This is a genomic window from Myxococcus vastator (assembly GCF_010894475.1).
Lineage (GTDB): Bacteria > Myxococcota > Myxococcia > Myxococcales > Myxococcaceae > Myxococcus > Myxococcus vastator.
Genome location: NZ_JAAIYB010000643.1, coordinates 1 through 3580, shown reverse-complemented (window position 1 = coordinate 3580; position 3580 = coordinate 1). Strand labels below are relative to the sequence as shown.

The window sequence follows — 3580 nt, the reverse complement described above, 5'->3', positions numbered from 1 at the left end:
GGGCTGTACAGGGGGAGGAGGCCGGTCCCCCGCCGCTGTCGCCAAGACTGTTCACTGAACGTTCCACCCCCGGTGAATTCGGGGGCGTGTGGCCTCTGGGCCGTTTCTGCCGGACACTGCGGGCGGCATGCGCACTCCGGGGCAGCGAGCCCGCGCTCTCGAGCGGGGGTTCATCGGGTGGTTCTTCTTCGTGGGGCTCGTCCTGGCACCGCCGGGCATGGCCCTGGACCCGCAGCGTCGTGTCTCGCAGTACAGCCAGGACACGTGGCGCAGTGATGACGGGCTGCCGCAGAACAGCCTGCTGTCCATGGTGCAGACGCGCGACGGCTACCTCTGGCTGGGCACGTGGGAGGGGCTGGCCCGCTTCGACGGCGCGCGCTTCACCGTGTTCGACAAGCGCAACGCGCCGGAGCTGCGCAACCACACCATCAAGGCGCTCGCGGAGGACGCGTCGGGCACGCTGTGGATGGGCACGGGCCAGGGGCTGGTGGCGTACCGCAAGGGACGCTTCGAGCGCGCCATGGGTGCCGCCGCGCCGCTGGATTCCGCGCGGGTGGAGACGCTGGTGGCGGCGGATGGCGTGCTCTGGGTGGGGACGACGACGGGCCTCTGGCAGGTGCCGCTGGGCCCGGGCGTGGCGCGCCAGTACACGGTGGCGGATGGCCTGCCCGCCTCCCACATCACGGCGCTGACGCCCGGGGAGGGCACGTCGCTCTGGGTGGGCACGCCCGAGGGGCTGGCCCGCTGGGTGGATGGGCGCGTGGAGCCCGCGCCGTTCCCCTTCCCCGGGCCGGAGCCCCGGCCCTACGTGATGGCGCTGCGCCGCGACGCGACGGGCGTGCTCTGGCTGGGGACGAAGGCGGGCCTCTATTCGTGGAATGGCGTGGTGGCCTGGCGCTTCACGACCGATGAAGGCCTGCCGTCCCTGGTCGTCAGCGCGCTGTACGCCGACGGTGACGGCAACCTCTGGGTGGGCACGCACCGCGGCGGCCTGACGCGGCACAACGCGAAGGGCTTCAGCGAGCCGGTGCCCGGCATGCAGTGGATGGCGGAGTCCGCGGTGCTGTCGCTGCTGGAGGACCGGGACGGCCACCTCTGGGTGGGCACCTATTCGGGCCTGATGCGCCTGCGTGACGGCCCCTTCGCCACGTATGGCATCCCCGAGGGCCTGGCCGACGAGACGGTCAGCGCCGTGCTGGAGGACCGCCGCGGCACGCTGTGGCTGGGGACCACCAGCGGCCTGTTCCGGTACGAGAACCGCACGTTCCACCACGTGGGCGCCGAGCAGGGCCTGCCGGAGAGCGTCATCCCCGCGCTGCACGAGGCACCCGACGGGACGCTGTGGGTGGGCACGCTCTCCGGCGCCTACCGGTATGACGGCCAGCGCTTCACGCGGGTGTCGCGCGCGCAGGGGCTGCCGCACGACGTGGTGACGGCCATCCTGGTCGACTCGCGGGGCGACACGTGGCTGGGCACGCAGACGGGGCTGGCGCGGATGCATGGCGGCGGCGTGACGGTGTACGGCCCGAAGCAGGGCTTCACCAACCCCATCATCGTCATGGTGGAGGACACGCGCGGCCGGGTGTGGCTCGGCTCGGACACGGGGCTGGCGCGCTGGGACGGCGAGCAGAAGGGCTTCCAGCGCTTCACGCAGCAGGACGGGCTGCCTGGGGACCTGGTGCTGGCGCTGCACGCGGACCCGGACGGCACGGTGTGGGTGGGCACGGAGACGGGGCTGGGCCGGTGGCGCGAGGACACCTGGGCGCGCTTCACCGTCGCGCAGGGCCTGTACGACGACGCGGTGTTCAGCCTGGTGCCGGACGGGGACGGCTCGCTGTGGATGAGCAGCAACAAGGGCGTGTCCCGCGTGTCCCGGCGCGACCTGGAGGACGTGGCGGACGGCGTGCGCCCGCGCCTGACGACGCTGGACTTCGACACGCGTGACGGCATGCGCAGCGCGGAGTGCAACGGCAACACGCAGCCGTCTGCGTGGCGGGGGCAGGACGGGCGGCTGTGGTTCACCAACCTGCGCGGCGCCATCGTGGTGGACCCGGTGCGGGTGCGCGCGAGCCGGCAGCCGCCCGAGGTGCGGATTGAAGAGGTGCGCGTCCAGGGCACGCCGGTGCCGGTGGAGGGGCCGGTGGAGCTGGAGCCCGGGGCCGCGCGGCTGGAGATTCGCTTCACGGCCTTCACGCCGGTGGACGCGGCGCGGCTGCCCTTCCGCTACCGGCTGAAGGGGCACGACGACACGTGGGTGCACGCGGAGGCGCGGCGGGCGCTGTACAACGGCCTGCGGCCGGGCAGCTACCGCTTCGAGGTCCAGGCGAAGGGCCGGGACGGCGGGTGGACCGAGCCGGTGTCCCTGGACGTCGTGCTGGAGCCGAAGCTGTGGCAGCGCACGGGCTTCTGGCTGCTGTGCGTGCTGGGCGTGGGGATGCTGGGCGTCAGCGTGTACCTGCTGCGCGTGGGGCAGCTGAAGGACCGCGAGCGGTGGCTGGCGGAGCGCGTGAGGGACCGCACGCAGGCGCTGGCGCGGGCCAACGCGGAGCTGGAGGCGAACATGCGCACGCTCCGGCAGGCGCAGGCGCAGCTCGTGCAGACGGGACGGCTGGCGGCGGTGGGGCAGCTCGCGGCGGGCGTGGGGCACGAAATCAACAACCCGCTGGCGTACATCGTGTCGAACCTGGAGCACGCCAGCGAGGAGGCGGACGCGCTCGCGCGGGAGCTGGACGGGACGCGCGACGTGGGCGCGCGCTTGAAGGATGTGAATCAGGCGCTGCGTGAGGCGCTGCTGGGCGCGGACCGCGTGCGGCGCATCGTCCAGGACTTGAAGATGTTCTCCCGGCCGGATGACGAGAAGCAGGGGCCGGTGGAGCTGCACGCGGTGCTCGACTCGGCGGTGAAGATTGCCATGGGCGAGCTGCGCCCGCGCGCGAAGCTGGTGCGGGACTACGGTGACGTGCCGCGCGTGGAGGGCAACGAGGCGCGCCTGGCGCAGGTGTTCCTCAACCTGCTCATCAACGCGGCGCAGGCGCTGCCGGAGGGACAGGCGGCGTCGAACGAGGTGCGGCTCGTCACGCGCAGGGGCCCGGATGGGCGGGTGGTGGCGGAGGTGCGCGACTCGGGCAGCGGGATTTCGCCGGAGCTGCTCGGCCGCATCTTCGACCCCTTCTACACGACGAAGCCGGTGGGCGTGGGCACGGGGCTGGGGCTGTCGCTGTGCCACGCCTACCTGACGGCCATGGGCGGCACCATCGCCGTGGACAGCGAGGCCGGACGGGGCTCGGTGTTCCGCGTGACGCTGCGGGCCGCGGCGGAGGCGCAGCGGGCCGAGGGGGACGGTGCCGAGGTGGCGCCTCCCGCGCCGCCGGAGCGAGGCGATGCGGCAGCCACCGTGCCTGCGACTCCGGCGACTGCGGGACACCTCGCGGCGGCGCCCGACGTGTCCGCGGACGGCCGGGCAACGGATTCCGACGCACTGGCGACAAGCCAGGAGAACGGAGGGCGGATGGCTTCGCGGGACGCCAGTGTCACATCCGGCATGTCACTGTCATTGGACGCGGGCACCGGGGGCTCGGAC

Annotated in this window: 1 protein-coding gene; it reads left to right on the top strand. The window is 73.2% G+C overall.

The window, feature by feature from the left end:
• Nucleotides 1–127: 127 nt before the first annotated feature.
• Nucleotides 128–3580 (top strand): sensor histidine kinase (locus tag G4D87_RS35395; RefSeq protein WP_205507847.1); only part of this gene is annotated, 3453 nt, incomplete at its 3' end.